The 14064-nt window shown below is 67.3% G+C and carries 16 protein-coding genes; 4 read left to right on the top strand and 12 right to left on the bottom strand.

The window, feature by feature from the left end; genetic code table 11:
- Nucleotides 1-100: 100 nt before the first annotated feature.
- Nucleotides 101-706 (top strand): hypothetical protein, encoded by a 606-nt coding sequence (locus AAHM44_RS19705; RefSeq protein WP_342251050.1) that lies wholly within the window; start codon nucleotides 101-103, stop codon nucleotides 704-706.
- Nucleotides 707-717: 11 nt separating this feature from the next.
- Here AAHM44_RS19705 and AAHM44_RS19700 read toward each other — a convergent pair whose 3' ends face one another.
- From AAHM44_RS19700 to AAHM44_RS19675, 6 genes are read right to left on the bottom strand one after another with little or no spacing between them, the layout of a single operon-like run.
- A complete protein-coding gene (locus AAHM44_RS19700) occupies nucleotides 718-990 on the bottom strand; it encodes an HPr family phosphocarrier protein (RefSeq protein WP_184166628.1) in 273 nt (90 codons plus the stop codon).
- Complete coding sequence (locus tag AAHM44_RS19695) at nucleotides 987-1394, bottom strand: PTS sugar transporter subunit IIA (RefSeq protein ID WP_184166625.1); 408 nt, start codon at nucleotides 1392-1394, stop codon at nucleotides 987-989. Before AAHM44_RS19695 ends, AAHM44_RS19700 begins: the two co-directional genes overlap by 4 nt.
- Nucleotide 1395: 1 nt before the next feature.
- Nucleotides 1396-2325: an RNase adapter RapZ gene (rapZ, locus tag AAHM44_RS19690; protein WP_269575197.1), complete on the bottom strand. Its 930-nt coding sequence runs from the start codon at nucleotides 2323-2325 to the stop codon at nucleotides 1396-1398.
- Complete coding sequence (locus AAHM44_RS19685; protein ID WP_269575198.1) at nucleotides 2322-2750, bottom strand: aldolase; 429 nt, start codon at nucleotides 2748-2750, stop codon at nucleotides 2322-2324. Before AAHM44_RS19685 ends, rapZ begins: the two co-directional genes overlap by 4 nt.
- On the bottom strand, nucleotides 2750-4330 hold the full coding sequence (locus AAHM44_RS19680) for a sensor histidine kinase (RefSeq protein WP_269575199.1): 1581 nt from the start codon (nucleotides 4328-4330) through the stop codon (nucleotides 2750-2752). Before AAHM44_RS19680 ends, AAHM44_RS19685 begins: the two co-directional genes overlap by 1 nt.
- Nucleotides 4299-5006, bottom strand: coding sequence for a response regulator transcription factor (locus tag AAHM44_RS19675; RefSeq protein ID WP_184166614.1), 708 nt, complete (start codon nucleotides 5004-5006; stop codon nucleotides 4299-4301). Before AAHM44_RS19675 ends, AAHM44_RS19680 begins: the two co-directional genes overlap by 32 nt.
- Nucleotides 5007-5194: 188 nt before the next feature.
- On the opposite strand from AAHM44_RS19675, the gene AAHM44_RS19670 reads away from it, so the two are divergent.
- The 3 genes from AAHM44_RS19670 to AAHM44_RS19660 are packed head-to-tail and all read left to right on the top strand — an operon-like array spanning nucleotide 5195 to nucleotide 7671.
- Complete coding sequence (locus AAHM44_RS19670; RefSeq protein ID WP_342251049.1) at nucleotides 5195-6805, top strand: phosphoenolpyruvate carboxykinase; 1611 nt, start codon at nucleotides 5195-5197, stop codon at nucleotides 6803-6805.
- Between the two features lie 38 nt (nucleotides 6806-6843).
- Nucleotides 6844-7311 (top strand): hypothetical protein, encoded by a 468-nt coding sequence (locus AAHM44_RS19665; protein WP_342251048.1) that lies wholly within the window; start codon nucleotides 6844-6846, stop codon nucleotides 7309-7311.
- A 39-nt stretch (nucleotides 7312-7350) separates the two neighbouring features.
- Nucleotides 7351-7671 carry a hypothetical protein gene (locus tag AAHM44_RS19660; RefSeq protein ID WP_184166609.1) on the top strand — a complete coding sequence of 107 codons (321 nt, stop codon included), beginning with the start codon at nucleotides 7351-7353 and terminating at the stop codon, nucleotides 7669-7671.
- Nucleotides 7672-7712: 41 nt separating this feature from the next.
- On the opposite strand, the gene AAHM44_RS19655 is transcribed toward AAHM44_RS19660, so the two are convergent.
- From AAHM44_RS19655 to AAHM44_RS19630, 6 genes are all read right to left on the bottom strand, one after another.
- Nucleotides 7713-9455, bottom strand: a complete 1743-nt coding sequence (locus AAHM44_RS19655) for a serine hydrolase domain-containing protein (RefSeq protein ID WP_342251047.1) — start codon at nucleotides 9453-9455, stop codon at nucleotides 7713-7715.
- A gap of 22 nt (nucleotides 9456-9477) precedes the next feature.
- Nucleotides 9478-10311, bottom strand: a complete 834-nt coding sequence (locus tag AAHM44_RS19650; protein ID WP_342251046.1) for a helix-turn-helix transcriptional regulator — start codon at nucleotides 10309-10311, stop codon at nucleotides 9478-9480.
- Nucleotides 10312-10344: 33 nt separating this feature from the next.
- Complete coding sequence (locus AAHM44_RS19645; protein WP_342251045.1) at nucleotides 10345-10656, bottom strand: ribosomal maturation YjgA family protein; 312 nt, start codon at nucleotides 10654-10656, stop codon at nucleotides 10345-10347.
- 62 nt (nucleotides 10657-10718) lie between these two features.
- Nucleotides 10719-12539, bottom strand: a complete 1821-nt coding sequence (locus AAHM44_RS19640; RefSeq protein WP_342251044.1) for a DUF885 domain-containing protein — start codon at nucleotides 12537-12539, stop codon at nucleotides 10719-10721.
- Nucleotides 12540-12564: 25 nt separating this feature from the next.
- Nucleotides 12565-13017 carry an NfeD family protein gene (locus AAHM44_RS19635; RefSeq protein WP_184166595.1) on the bottom strand — a complete coding sequence of 151 codons (453 nt, stop codon included), beginning with the start codon at nucleotides 13015-13017 and terminating at the stop codon, nucleotides 12565-12567.
- A gap of 1 nt (nucleotide 13018) precedes the next feature.
- A complete protein-coding gene (locus AAHM44_RS19630; protein ID WP_184166592.1) occupies nucleotides 13019-14017 on the bottom strand; it encodes an SPFH domain-containing protein in 999 nt (332 codons plus the stop codon).
- Nucleotides 14018-14064: the final 47 nt, after the last annotated feature.

Genomic DNA, 14064 nt, shown 5'->3' with positions numbered 1-14064 from the left:
GCCTTTTCTCGGGGGGCTTTGCAAAATATTGCCCCGGCCGGCGCCGGGGCCCGCGGCGGATTGTTCATTCCCCAATGGCGACAAGACCAGCGCGAAGGAAATGACCGCCAATATCAAGCGGGAGAAGGGCTTGTGCGGCCTGCCCTGGCGGGCTTTGAAGCGCGTGGTCGCCGAGCCAGCGGGCCGCCAGCAGATCGACGCGGCCTATGACGCGCTTGCGAGCGAACATCCGGAGAGAAGCGGTTCCGCCGCTACGCAGAAGGCCTATGTTGCCGCCGCCGCCGGGCATCCCGAGGCGATGCTGTCGATCGCGGACGCCAATGTCCGCAATCACCCCGAGGACAAGAGCCTGGCAAACATGTCGTGCTTCGCCCGCGGCCGCTATGGTTTCGATGTCGAGAACGCCATGCCCTATTGCAACGCGGCGGTGGACGGCACCGGCCGGCAAGGCTGGACCCTGGTCAATCGCGGCCGTGTCGAACTGGCGCTGGGCCTCTACAAGGAAGCGCTGGCGGATTTCAACGAAGCGCTCGGCAACCGGGAAATGCGCGACATGCAGCACAAGATGCTGGTCGACGCAGCCTATGGCCGCGGCATCGCGCGCCTGAAGCTGGGCGATGCGGGTGGCGCGGCGGATACCAGGGCGGCGATCGCCGCGCGGTCAAGCGTGGTGCTGGATTTCGAGGATGCCGGCATCCGTCCCTGAGCGGGGCAGGGCTATTCCTCGTTGAACCGCGCTTCGACGAGCTCGACCAGCGCCTGCACCGCGCCGTCCGCGCCATCGCCCTCGGCGCTGATCGAGATCGTGTCGCCCTTGGCGGCGCCGAGCATCATCAGGTCGAGGATCGACGTGCCCGAGGCGGTGTTGCCGTCCTTCTCGACGGTGAGTTCCACGGATTGGGCGGTGGCAAGCGTCACGAAGGCCATGCTGGCGCGCGCGTGCAAGCCGCGCTTGTTCTCAATCGTGACGGTTCGGATCGTGCGACTCAAGCGGCAGCCTCTCCCAGGACTTCGGATGCGACGGTGATGTACTTGCGGCCCGCATCGCGCGCCGCGGCCACCGCTTCGGTGACCTTCATCGTCTTGCGCGCGCTGCCCAGGCGAATCAGCATCGGCAGGTTGATGCCGGCGATCACCTCCACCTTGCCTGCTTCCATCAGCGAGATGGCGAGATTCGAAGGCGTACCACCGAACAGATCGCTCAGCACGATCACGCCGCGGCCCGAATCGACGCCCTTGATCGCCGCGGCGATGTCCGCGCGGCGACCTTCCATGTCATCCTCGGGGCCGATGCAGATCGAAGCGATCTGCTCCTGCTTCCCGACTACATGCTCCATCGCGACTACGAACTCCTCCGCGAGTCGTCCGTGCGTCACGAGCACCAAACCGATCATCTCAAACTCCGCCCCCTGCCACGGTCACCGGTAGCCCCTCCAGCGAGTCCTGCGGCGCGGTCTTGGTATCACGATGCGTCACCGTGGGCGAAAAACCCGCGTCGCGCAACCGGGCGGCCATCCGTTCGGCGACATGCACCGAGCGGTGACGGCCCCCCGTGCATCCGAACGCTATCGTAACGTACGCCTTTCCCTCGGCCTGGTAACGCGGGAGCAACAAAAGCAGCAGCGACTCGATCTGCTCCATCGATGCCGGATAGGCGGGATCCGCGGCGATATAGGCCGACACATCGGCATCCTTGCCGGTGCCCGGGCGCAGTTCCGGCACCCAGTGCGGGTTTCTGAGGAAGCGCATGTCGAACACCAGGTCCGCGTCGCGCGGCAGGCCGCGGGCGAAGCCGAAGGATAGGACGGAGATCACTGTCTCGCCCAGGCCCTCGCCCGAGAAGGTCCTGCGAATCTGCTGGGCCAGTTCGTTCGCGCTGAGATCGGTGGTGTCGATCAGCCGGTTCGCCCAGCGGCGCAGCGGCGTGAGCAGCTCGCGCTCATGGGCGATGCCGTCCTGCGCCGGGCGGTCCTGCGCCAGCGGATGGCGGCGGCGCGTCTCCGAATAGCGGCGCTCGAGCTCGGCGCCCGCGCATTCGAGGAAGAGCGTGCCGACATCATGGCCATGCTCCTCGCGCAGCTTCTTGATGCGGCGGACGATGCTTTCGGGATCGAAGCCGCGCGTCGTGCTGCCGATGCCGATCGCCAGCGGGCGGTCGTCATCCGCCTCGGCAGGTGCGGTATCGAGCAGGCGGTTGAGCAGCAGCAGCGGGAGATTGTCGACGGTCTCCCAGCCCAGGTCCTCGAGCGTGCGCAGCACCGTCGACTTGCCGGCGCCGGACATGCCGGTGACGAGCAATATCTGTTTCGGCCGTGCCTTGCTCATTTGGCGAGCGCCTTGAGCGCATATTCCACCTTGATCGGCGCGGACGGCTCATTGGGGCCCAGCGCGATCACCGGCACGTCCACCCCGGCGATGCGGCGGGTGCGGCGATCCTCGGGCAGGCGCGGGGAGGCATCCAGCACCACCGCGACCAGCGCGACCGGCGCTTCCTCGAGGTTGGGCATCGCCACCGGGCCGATGCCGCGAATCTCGACCTTGCCGCCCAGGCCCACCGGCACGGTGGCGTAGAGCGCCTTGCCCCGGCGCACACAGACCGTGCGTGGATCGACCACCAGCGTGGCACCGCGATCGAGCAGCCGGAGCAGCAGGTCGACGCGCTGCGCATCCTCGCGCGCCTCGATCAGCACGCCGCGCCCGTCGATCGCCACGCAGGCCGCGAGGATCGATTCAGAAGACAGCTCTGCCATTAATTGCGTCCCGCCAAAGGCAGTCGCACCACGAAACGCGCCCCGCTCAATCGATCCTCCCGCGATTCGACTGAAATGCTCCCCTGGTGGCCCTCGACGATCGTACGGGCGATGGCAAGCCCCAGTCCGGAATGCTGGCCAAAGGCCTCCTGCTGGGGGCGTACCGAGTGGAAGCGGCGGAAGATATTCTCACGCGCTTCCTGGGGCACGCCGGGTCCTTCGTCCTCCACCCGGATAGTCAGGTCTTCCTCGTCGCTCGAGGCGGAGATCGCGATCAGGCCTCCAGTCGGCGAGAAGGAGATCGCATTCTCGATCAGATTCTCGAACACCCGCTCCAGCCGGGCGCCTTCGCCCAAGATGGTAAGCTCGGTCCCCGCCGCGCAATCAAAGGCGATGCGGATGCCGTTCGGGATGCCGCGTGCCTCGCGCTGGTCGAGCAGCGCGCGGATCATCGCCCCGATGTCCACCGGCTCGAAGGTCGCGCGGCTGAGCTGCGCGTCGAGGCGCGAGGCCTCGGAGATATCGGTGATCAGCCGGTCGAGCCGCAGCACGTCGTCGCGGACGATCTCGAGCAGCTGGTCGCGATGTTCCTGCTTCTTCACCGCCGCCAGGCTGTCGACGGCGGAGCGGAGCGAGGCCAGGGGGTTCTTCAGCTCGTGCGTCACGTCCGCCGCAAAGGCTTCGGTCGCGTCGATCCGGGCGCGCAGCGCGCCGGTCATGTCGGAAAGCGCGCGGGCGAGCAGGCCGATCTCGTCGCTGCGGTCGGGCAGGCGCGGGACCACCACTTCGCGCGCGCGCCCCAGCCGCACACGGATCGCGGCACGGGCGAGCAGGCGCAGCGGCCGCACGATCGTCCGCGCCAGGAACAGCGAGAGCAGGATCGAGAATACCGAGACGAACAGCAGCACCATGCCGAGCCGGAAGCGTTCGGCGCGGACGGTCTGGGTGATGTCGCGGGCGTTCACCGTGGTCATCACCACGCCGAGCTCGGTGATCGGCGCGGCGGCGGTGATCACCGGGGTGCGATCGGGCGCGCGCCATACGGTCGCCGGCGTGCCATGGGCGGACATGGCGGTGCGCACGTCCGGCCATTCGAGGCCCTGGTCGACCGGGCGCTCGCGATAGAGCGGGGCGCGGTCCGCACCCGCCACCGTGTCGATCACCGCGTCGAGGATGCGCGCCGCCTCCAGCCCCCAGGGATCCTTGTCCGGATCGCGCAGCACCACGTTGCGCAGGCCCAGCGCCTTGCTGTCGGCAAGCAGCTTGCCCTTCTCGTCGAACAGCCGGATGCGGGTGCCGGTATCGCGGGCGAGGCTGAGCACCAGCAGGTCGCGGCGCTTCTCGTCCTTGGCGGAGGCGAGCGCCTGGGCGATCAGCCGCACCTCGCGCCCGGCCTGCTCAACCCGGCTGTCGACGATGCGGCTGCGGTACGAATCGAGGTAGGAGAAGCCGCCGCCCAGCAGCGCGAGCGCGAAGATGTTCACCGCGAGGATGCGCGGCGTCAGGCTGACGCGATTGGACCATTTGAGCGCGAGGTCGCGCTCGTCCCTATTCGTCCGAGAACCGGTAGCCCGCGCCATAGAGCGTCTCGATAGCATCGAATTCCGAATCGACTTGCCGGAATTTGCGGCGGACGCGCTTGATGTGGCTGTCGATCGTTCGGTCGTCGACATAGATGTCGTCCTGATAGGCGGCATCCATCAGCTGGTTGCGGGTCTTCACGATGCCCGGGCGCTGCGCCAGCGTCTCGAGGATCAGGAACTCGGTGACGGTCAGCGTCACGTTGGTGCCGTTCCAGGTTACGCGGTGGCGCGCCGGGTCCATCGTCAGCCGGCCGCGCTCCAGCGCCTCGGCGGTGACTTCCTCGCCACCCTCCGCGCTCGGCTGCGCGGCTTCGGTGCGGCGCAGGATCGCGCGGATGCGGGCGATCAGCAGGCGCTGGCTGAACGGCTTGGCGATGTAATCGTCCGCGCCCATCGCCAGGCCGAGTGCCTCGTCGAGCTCGTCGTCCTTGCTGGTCAGGAAGATAACCGGAATCGTGCTCTTCTCGCGCAGCTTCCGCAGCAGCTCGAGCCCGTCCATCTTCGGCATCTTGATGTCGAGCACCGCCAGGTCGGGCGGATTGTCGATCAGCGCCTTCAGCGCGCTCTCACCGTCGGAATAGACGCGCGTCAGGAAGCCCTCGGTCTGCAGGGCGATCGAGACGGAAGTGAGGATATTGCGGTCATCATCGACCAGCGCGATCGTAGCGGTCATGCGTTTGCGACACTCGGAACCATTGATTTGACGGCGTAACCGAAACTTCTTCGCCGCTCAATCGGCTGACAACGTTTACTCGGGTTGACCCTAGTTTCGGCAGGGGCTTATGGCCACGCAATAATATTGCACCGGGCGGCAACAGCCTGGGCAGATCACCCACAGGGTGTTTGGAGACGGAGGCAAATTTGACTGAGCGCACGCCGCGCCACGGTCTCGATGCTATGGGCATCGGGACCGGGGCCGATATTTTCTGGAATCTCGAAACCGCCCAGCTGGTCGAGCAGGCCGTGTCCCGCGCCGAAGGCAAGCTGGCCAAGGACGGTCCGCTGGTCGTCACCACCGGCAAGCACACCGGGCGCAGCGCCAAGGACAAGTTCATCGTCCGTGACGCCACCACCGAGGACAGCGTCTGGTGGGGCAAGGTCAACAAGGACATGAGCCCGGCGCATTTCGCGGCGCTCAAGGCCGACTTCCTCGCCGAAGTCGCCAATCGCGATACGCTGTTCGTCCAGGACCTCTATGGCGGCTCGCAGCCCGAGCACCGGGTCAACGTCCGCGTGATCAACGAGCTGGCCTGGCACAATTTGTTCATCCGCACGATGCTGGTCCGTCCCGAGGGCGCCGAGCTGGCCGGGTTCGTGCCCGAATACACGATCATCGACCTGCCGAGCTTCCGCGCAGATCCCGATCGCCACGGCACCCGCAGCGAGACGGTGATCGCGGTCAACTTCACCGAGAAGCTGATCCTGATCGGCGGCACCGCCTATGCCGGCGAGATGAAGAAGAGCGTCTTCGGGCTGCTCAACTATCTGCTGCCGGTCGACGGCATCATGCCGATGCACTGCTCGGCCAATATCGGACCCGAAGGCGACACCGCGGTGTTCTTCGGCCTGTCGGGCACCGGCAAGACCACACTCTCGGCCGATGCGTCGCGCACGCTCATCGGCGATGACGAGCATGGCTGGTCCGACACCGCCGTCTTCAATTTCGAGGGCGGCTGCTACGCCAAGATGATCAATCTCTCGGCCGAGGCCGAGCCGGAGATCTTCGCGACCACCAGGCGCTTCGGCACGGTGCTCGAGAATGTCGTGATGGACGAGGCGAGCCGCACGCTCGACCTGGCGGACAACAGCCTGGCCGAGAACAGCCGCGGCGCCTATCCGATCGACTTCATCCCCAACACCTCCAAGCACAATCTCGGGCCGGTGCCGCGCAACATCATCTTCCTGACCGCGGACGCCTTCGGGGTGATGCCGCCGATCGCGAAGCTGACGCCCGACCAGGCGATGTACCACTTCCTCTCGGGCTATACCGCCAAGGTGGCCGGCACCGAGATCGGCGTGACCGAGCCCGAGGCGACCTTCTCGACCTGCTTCGGCGCTGCCTTCATGCCGCGCCATCCGGCAGTGTACGGCAATCTGCTCAAGGAGCGGATCGCCAAGGGCGGGGTCGATTGCTGGCTGGTCAACACCGGCTGGAGCGGCGGCCGCGCCACCGATCCGGGGATCAAGCGCATGCCGATCAAGGTGACGCGCGCGCTGCTCAACGCCGCGCTCGACGGCAGCCTGGCCCAGGCCGAATTCCGCAAGGACCCGAATTTCGGGTTCATGGTGCCGGTGGCGGTCAACGGCGTGGACAGCGCGATCCTCGATCCGCGCGCGACCTGGTCGAACAAGGCCGACTATGACGCCACGGCCGGCCGGCTCGTCGACCAGTTCGTCGAGAACTTCGCCCAGTTCGCGGATCATGTCGATCAAGGGGTGCGCGAAGCGGCACCGCAGGTAACCACAGCATAACTGGCCCGGTCATCGATCGGGCGATAGGAGCCCGATCGATGACCGAGTTCTCGCCAAGACTGTTCGCCACCGACGCCGAGATCATCCATCTCGGCGAAGGACTGCTCGCCTGTTCGCTCGCGAAGGAGGAGTGGACCCATGAGGCGCATCTCGCCGCCTGCCTCTACCTGATCGCCGAGCGCCCAGATGTGGACGTGGATGCCGAGATCGCCGGGCTGATCTCGCGCTTCAACGAAAGCGTGGGCGGGGTGAATGACGACAAGGGCGGCTATCACGACACGATCACCCGGGCTTATGTCGCCGGGGTGCGCCTGTTCCTGGCGCAGGCCGGCGAGACCGGGCTGGTCGAGCGGGTCAACGGGCTGCTGCGCTCGCGGGTCGGGCGGCGGGACTGGCCGCTCGGCTTCTACAGCCGCGAGCTGCTTTTCTCCGTCCCGGCGCGCCGCGGCTTCGTTCCGCCGGACCGGGCACCATTGCCGTTGGGCGCGGACGAGTCGGCGTGCTAGATACGATGCCGTTCCAATCACCCATTGGGAGGTAATAGTATGAGCATCCTCGACGGCATCCTCGGCCAGGTCACGCAGAATGTGGACATCGCCAATCTCGCGGCAAAGGTCGGGCTCTCGCCCGAGCATGTCGAGCAGGCGGTGCAGGCGCTCGCCAAGTTCCATCCGATGGACACCGACACCGCCGAAGGCGCCGCCGGCGCCACCGGGCTGCCGGTCGAGAAGCTCCAGGAGATCATCGGCCATATCGGCGGCGAAGGCTCGCTCGGCCATTTCGCCAATCTGCTGAAAGGCGACGGCGAAGGCGTGCTCGGCCAGCTCGGCGGGCTCGCTTCAGGCTTCCTCGGCGGCAAGAGCTGATCCGTAGCAGGGGCTCGCCGTGCGCCGGCGAGCCCCTGCGCTCAGCGCACCGCCGGCAGGATATGCTCCGGCGTGTATTTCTCCTGGGGCACGTACATCACCTTGTCCCCGTAGTTGCCGCCGAAGATCGCGACGACCAGGTCCAGCTTCGGCACCACGATCACCACCTGGCCACCATTGCCCGCCGCATAATAGGCCGGCAGCGTCTGGCCCTGCCAGGGCAGGTCGATCCCCCACCAGAGATAGCCGTAATGCAGGCCGCGCAACTGCCCGCGCGGCGCGGTGGCGCGCTGCACCCAATCGGCACTCAGGATGCGCTTGCCCTGCCAGGTGCCGCCGTTCAGCATCAGCTGGCCGAGCTTCATGAAATCGCGTGGCCGGAACTGCGCGCCGCCGCCCATATAGACCTCGCCCGTCGGCTGCAGGTTGAGCGCATAGGGGCCGAATTGCATCGGCCGCGCGATCAGCCGGTCGAAACTGTCCTCGATCGGCTCGCCGGTCACCTTGGCGAGCACGCCGCCGGCGAGATTGGGGTTGGTGCTGCAATAGACCCGCTCGCCGCCCGGCTGGGCGACCATCGGCAGGTCGAGCGCATAGCGATACCAGTCCGGCTGCGCGTCCTGGCTCTGCATCACATCCTCATTGCCCGGCGCCTTGGGATCGCGGTCGTCGCAGTGGAAGCCCGAGGCCATGCTGAGCAGGTCGCTCAGCGTCATCGCCCGCTTGCGCGGATCGAGATCGGCGGGAAGCGCCTTCTCCAGCGTCGCATAGACCGGCGTCTCCGGCCCGATCCGCGCACCGTCCTGCATCGCCGCGCCGACCAGCACCGAGGTCAGGCTCTTCGCCGCCGAGCGCGTGTCGTGCAGCGCGTCGCCATCGGTGCCGTGGAGATATTCCTCGAGCACCAGTCTGCCGTGCCGGGCAACGAGCACCGCATGGATCTCCTGCGAATGGACCGAGGTGATCGGCTCGTCGATCAGCATCTGGACGAAGCGCTTGATCGCCGCCCGGTCGATCTTCTCCGCCGCCAGCGTCGAGACCGGCCAGCCATCGCCCTTCGCCAGCGGCGCGCGCCAGGCATAAGGCGCGGTGAGGCCGGGGCGGGGATAGAAGTCGCTCAGCGCGTCGGCGGGCTCGAAGTCATAAGTGTTGCCGCGCCCGGGGATGACGATCGAGAGCAGTCTGTTCTCCGCATCGAAGCTGCCGGTGGCGATCTCGACTTCCTCGGCCATCCCGCCGGGTGTGCCGAGCAGCCGGACGCGCCCGTCCTTCAGCTCGATATGCTTGAGGTCGACATTGCGCCCGACATTGCGGTCCGGATTGCGCATGAACACGCCGAGCCGCCCGTCGGCCTCGCGATCCACCTTCAGATAGAGCGTGAAGCTGTCGTCGAGCGGCCGCACCTCGCCGCGCCATTGCGACGGGCCGGCCGCCTCCAGCACCACCGGCGTCGAGAAGCGCATACCGCTGGTCGCCATGCGCGGCTGGACCCAATGGCCGCGGATGCGGGTGCCCTCGATCCGCCCGCGAAAGCTGCCGCGCTCACCGGGCAGGGTGAAGCGCAGCGTGTCGCTCGCCTGCTCGACCACCGCCTCGCGCCCGGCGATCTCGGCCCGCCATTTTGCGCCGTCACGCACCAGGGTGAGCGTGCCGCGCACATCGGGGCCGAAGCGCTTCTTCGCGGCCCACAGGCCGACAAGCTCCGGCTTCGCGTCCTGCGCGGCAAGGGAGGTGGGAAGGGTCATCGCGCAGGCGAGAAGAGCGGAGAAAAGGGCTTTACGCATCGAAACGCTTTCATCTGTTGCGTCAGCCGCTCTGCGATGCCGATGCGCCGCCGTCTTGTATCCGCGCAACCTCCCGCCGCCAGCGTGAGGGCGTGGCGCGAAAGGCGTCGCGAAAGGCATGGCTGAGATGCGCCTGGTCGACGAACCCGGTCGCATAGGCGACTTCCGCCAGCGAGGCGGTGCCGTTCCCCAGCATCGCCGCCGCGCGCTCGAGCCGACGCCCGCGCAGATGCTCGCCCGGGGTGCAGTGGAGATAGCGGCGGAAGACCCGCGCCAGATGCACCGGATGCACGCCCGCCTCGGCGGCGAGGTCGGCGACGCTCAGCTCGGGATCGTCGGCGGTGAAGGTCATCTCGAACACGCGCTTCAGCCAGCTCGGCGGCTTGCTGGCGTTGCGGGCTTCGTCCGAGGAGAGCGGCTGCATCGTGGCGACCAGCTGGTGCGCCCGCCCGTCAAAGGCGAGCGGGGAGGGTGCCGACCGGTCGAACTGCGCCGCCACGGCATGCGCGGTCCAGATCGCATAGGGATCGAGCACGCGCACCGCCGGGCCTTCGCCGCGCTCATAACCACCCGAGATGGCGAGGAAGCTGCCCTGGCCCTGATGGAAACGGTCGCGGTGCGTGGTGCCGGGTGGATTGAACACCAGGAGCGGCGTGCGCGACACCGCCGGTGCGTCCCTGGCAGAGGATTTGTAGCCGCCCGACAGGACGAGCACGAAATGCGCCTCGTCATGCGTGTGCGTCTCGACTTCATGCTCGGGCGCGGTGGCGGCGAGGCGGTGATAGGTGAAGCCGCCGATCGCGCGATAGGCAGGGCCATCGCCCCAGAATTCATGCCGCGCCCGACGCAAAGCCACTGTTGCCGATCCCCGATCCGGTTTCCTGCTGTGTTATCTGGACAACACGCGCCGATCAACCGCCAGTGCGATCCCGGCGCCGGCGGCATAGGCCAGGAAGTCGAGCCATTCGAAGCTGCCGCCCAGCACCACGCGGATCACCCGGTTCTGCACCCCGAGCAGGTCGAGCACATGCGCCGCCTGCCCGATCTCGATCGCCGCGCCGATCGCGAAGGCGCTCAGGGCGGCGGGCAGGGACCGGAGCGGCAGCACCGCCCGCAGCCCGCAATAGACCAGGATCACCGCCAGCACGTCGCCCAGATAGGGCCGCACGAAGCGATCGCGCACGAACAGCGCGATCGCCACCTCCACCGCGAACAGCAGGAGCGCGGCGAGCGCATAGCCCCAGCGCCAGGTCAGGCCCAGCGTCAGGCCTTACGCTCCGCGATATGCCGGTCGATCACATGGCCGAGCACGGTCATCGGCACGTTCCCGCCGAGCACCACGGCATCGTTGAAGGCGCGGAAGTCGTAGCGGTCGCCCAGCGCGCCCTTGGCCTTGTCGCGCAGGCGATTGATCTCGCTATGCCCCACCTTGTAGCCGCAGGCCTGGCCCGGCCACGAGCAATAGCGGTCGACTTCGCCCGAGACTTCCTCGACCGAGGAGCCATTGGCGGTGACGAACCACTCGATCGCCTTCTGCCGGCTCCAGCGCTTGGCATGCAGCCCGGTGTCGACGACCAGGCGGCAGGCGCGGAAGCCCAGCGACTGGAGATAGCCGAGCTTCTCCGCCGGGTTCTCCGCATAGACACCCAGCTCGTCGGCCAGCTGCTCGGCGTAGAGCGCCCAGCCTTCCGAATAGGCGTTGAACGCCAGGATGCTGCGGATCAGCGGCATCCGGTTGGCATATTCGCCCTGCCAGACATGTCCGGGAATGCCCTCATGATAGGCCAGGTCGGGCAGGCTGAACTTCGTGTGCAGCGCGGTAGTGCGCAGGTTGAGCCAGATCTTGCCCGGCACGGTGCCGTCGATCGAGCCCGCGCCGCCATAGGCGCCGGGTGCGCCGGGCTCCTCTTCCAGCGGCAGCCGGCGGACCTCGAGATTGCCCTTCACCAGCGTGTGGAACGCCTGCGGCATCCGCCCGCGAATGTCGTTCACGCGTTCCTGCATGAACTTGATGATCTCGGCACGGCCGGCGTCATTGTCGGGGAAGGTGAAGCGCGAATCCTTGCCCAAAGCTTCCATCCGCGCGCCGACCGAGCCCTGAGAATAGCCTTCTTTCTTCAGGATCGCGTCCATCTCGGACTGGATCCTGGCCAGCTGGTCGAGGCCCATCTGGTGGACTTCGTCGGGCGTCATCGTCGTGGTGGTGCCGGCGCTCAGCGCCCAGGCGTAATAGGCGTCGCCGTCCCTGAACTTCCACACGCCGGCATCGCTGGTCGCGCGCTTGCGATGCTTTTCCAGCTCCGCGATCTGCCGATCCAGGGCCGGCGTGAGCTTGTCCTTGGCGAGCAGCCAGGCGCGCTCGCCGAAATCGCCGTCCATTCCCGCGGTGCGGTTCGCCAGCGAGGTGACCACGCCCCAGCCGGCCGGATCGCCGCTGCGCGCCTGCTTGATCTGCTTCAGGCATTTGTCGAGCAGGAAGTCGGGCGCGATCACGCCCTTGCTGGCGGCGATCTTGAGCCGCTCGGTCTCGCCGTCCAGCTGCTCGGCATAGCTTTCCAGCCGGTCGAGATAGCCCTCCGCATCCTCGGGCACGGCGATCTGGTGGTCGCTGTCGAGCATGCGCGGGGTATCGAGGAAGGCGCCGACATTCTGCACCACCACATAGGGCGAGTTGCGCCAGCTGCCGGTCGCGACATCGCCATAGCCGAAGCCGAAACCCTTGAGCGCGTTGGAGAAGCTCGCTTGGATCACGTCGATATTGGTGCGCATCGCCGGGCTCAGCGCGTTCAGGTCGAGCCTGGCGATGTCGGCCAGCGCCTTTTTCAGGTTCGCGGCGATCTTCGCCTGGCCCTTGGCCGAGCGGTCCATCAGCTGGTGCTTCAGGTTGGCGCGCTTGTCCTTGTCTACGCCCAGCGTGGTCGCGGTCTCGGGATAGTCGCGCAGCATCTGCTCGGCGACCCGGTCGAGCAGGGCCTGGGCGGGCGCGTCATTCCCGGCGGCGAACGCGCGGGCCGTAGCGGGCATGCCGGCGAGCGCCAGAGTCGAGCCTGCGCCAAGCAACAACTGGCGACGAGTGGTATCCATGCAATTTTCCTCGAAACGAAAGTCTTCAGGCCGGCTCGACGTCGAGCGAGCCGTCGCGGGCGCCGGTGATGCGGACATGCGCGCCGGCGGGGGTGTCCGGGCCATTGGCCGGCCATTCGCCGTCGCCCACCTTCACCCGGCCCTGGCCGGCGGTGATCGGCTCGACCACGGTGACGACCTGGCCGACCAGCCGGGCGACGCGGTCGTTGAGCAGCGGGTCGGCGCTCGGCACCGGGTTGCTGCGATACCAGCCGCGCCCGAGCGCCACCGCCGCCGCCGATGCCGCGGCGAACAGGAACACTTCGAACACGAGGTCGAAGCCCGGCACCAGCAATGTGACGATGCCGGTGATCGCGGCGCCGGCGGCGATGAACACCAGGAAGATGCCCGGCGCCAGCAGCTCGGCGATGGCCAGCAGCGCCGCCAGGATCAGCCAGGCGAGGCCGGTGTTCACGGTGAGCAGCTCCTGCAGGTTCATCTCAACCCTCCTTGGGCTCGAACGGACGCGGGCGCGGCGGGGCGGGCGGTGCCGGCGGGCGCGGGGCGCCGCCATTGCCGCCACCGCCACCAGCCAGCGCATCCTTGGCCAGTTCCCCGATCCCGCCCAGCGTGCCGATCAGCTGGGTCGCCTCGACCGGGAACAGGATCGTCTTGGCATTGGGGCTGGTCGCGAACTTGCCGACCGCCTCGACATATTTCTGCGCGATGAAATAGTTGAGCGACTGGCTCGATCCCGCCTCGATCGCGTCGGACACCAGCTGGGTCGCCTTGGCTTCCGCCTCGGCCGAGCGCTCGCGTGCCTCGGCGTCGCGGAAGGCGGCTTCGCGCCGGCCCTCGGCCTCGAGGATCTTCGACTGCTTCTCGCCCTCGGCGCGCAGGATCGCGCCGGCGCGGCTGCCCTCGGCCTCGAGGATGTTGGCGCGCTTCTCGCGCTCGGCCTTCATCTGGCGGGCCATGGCGTTGACGATGTCGGCCGGCGGGCGGATGTCCTTGATCTCGACGCGGGTGATCTTCACGCCCCAGGGCGTCGTCGCGTGATCGACCACCGAGAGCAGTCGCGCATTGATCTCGTCGCGCTTGGACAAGGTCTCGTCCAGGTCCATCGCGCCCATCACGGTGCGCAGGTTGGTCGTCACCAGGTTGAGCAGCGCGATGTAGAGGTCGCTCACCTCATAGGCCGCCTTGGCCGCGTCGAGGACCTGGAAGAACACCACGCCGTCGGTGGAGATCATCGCATTGTCCTTGGTGATGATCTCCTGCCCGGGGATGTCGATCACCTGCTCCATCATGTTCACCCGGCGGCCGACCCGGTAGAAGAAGGCGGGGAAGAAGTTGAAGCCCGGCCCGGCGACGCTGGTGAAGCGGCCGAAATGCTCGATCGTGTACTGATAGCCCTGGCGGACGATGGTCACGCTGGAGAAGAGGTAGAGCACGACGACCACGGCGACCGCGCCCAGGAAAACATTGAGTACGAGCATCCGACTCCCCCTTCACGATTTGCCTCTTGCTAGCATAGAGAGGGGGC

Source organism: Sphingomonas sp. OTU376 (assembly GCF_038440415.1).
GTDB lineage: Bacteria > Pseudomonadota > Alphaproteobacteria > Sphingomonadales > Sphingomonadaceae > Sphingomonas > Sphingomonas kyeonggiensis_A.
Note: the sequence above shows the minus strand (reverse complement) of the source record. Positions and strands in the feature narration are given on the sequence as shown.

Coding starts and splice junctions, on each gene's coding strand:
- AAHM44_RS19675 (WP_184166614.1), bottom strand. CDS start 5,006: ATGACCGCTACGATCGCGCTGGTCGATGATGACCGCAATATCCTCACT.
- AAHM44_RS19635 (WP_184166595.1), bottom strand. CDS start 13,017: ATGAACCTGCAGGAGCTGCTCACCGTGAACACCGGCCTCGCCTGGCTG.
- AAHM44_RS19680 (WP_269575199.1), bottom strand. CDS start 4,330: ATGGCGCGGGCTACCGGTTCTCGGACGAATAGGGACGAGCGCGACCTC.
- AAHM44_RS19695 (WP_184166625.1), bottom strand. CDS start 1,394: ATGATCGGTTTGGTGCTCGTGACGCACGGACGACTCGCGGAGGAGTTC.
- AAHM44_RS19640 (WP_342251044.1), bottom strand. CDS start 12,539: ATGGATACCACTCGTCGCCAGTTGTTGCTTGGCGCAGGCTCGACTCTG.
- AAHM44_RS19665 (WP_342251048.1), top strand. CDS start 6,844: ATGACCGAGTTCTCGCCAAGACTGTTCGCCACCGACGCCGAGATCATC.
- rapZ (WP_269575197.1), bottom strand. CDS start 2,325: ATGAGCAAGGCACGGCCGAAACAGATATTGCTCGTCACCGGCATGTCC.
- AAHM44_RS19655 (WP_342251047.1), bottom strand. CDS start 9,455: ATGCGTAAAGCCCTTTTCTCCGCTCTTCTCGCCTGCGCGATGACCCTT.
- AAHM44_RS19705 (WP_342251050.1), top strand. CDS start 101: ATGACCGCCAATATCAAGCGGGAGAAGGGCTTGTGCGGCCTGCCCTGG.
- AAHM44_RS19630 (WP_184166592.1), bottom strand. CDS start 14,017: ATGCTCGTACTCAATGTTTTCCTGGGCGCGGTCGCCGTGGTCGTCGTG.
- AAHM44_RS19660 (WP_184166609.1), top strand. CDS start 7,351: ATGAGCATCCTCGACGGCATCCTCGGCCAGGTCACGCAGAATGTGGAC.
- AAHM44_RS19685 (WP_269575198.1), bottom strand. CDS start 2,750: ATGGCAGAGCTGTCTTCTGAATCGATCCTCGCGGCCTGCGTGGCGATC.